Genomic DNA, 235 nt, shown 5'->3' with positions numbered 1-235 from the left:
GTCCTAAGATTAGTGTAGATTACACTAATCTTAGGACCTAATCCTTTTGGTAATAGAATATCATCTATAATATCCCATAATAGATATGATTTCTCTTCTAAATAAGCCACATCTGGATGAGTAGCAAAATATACTGCTTGACCTTTTCCATAATTATTAATTGTCACTGCTGGTTTATCATCATTGAATCTTGCCAGTATATCCACATTTTTATCATTTATCTGTAAAATTTCCT

General features: G+C 30.2%; 1 protein-coding gene. It reads right to left on the bottom strand.

All coding sequences use genetic code 11. The features are described from left to right. On the bottom strand, positions 1–235 hold a 235-nt coding region (locus tag ACX6CF_RS26590), incomplete at both ends, for a beta-galactosidase trimerization domain-containing protein (protein ID WP_458788396.1).

The sequence above is a fragment of the Vallitalea sediminicola genome (genome assembly GCF_054408565.1).
The sequence above is the reverse complement of the archived record's forward strand: the minus strand, read 5'-3'. Positions and strand labels throughout refer to the sequence as shown.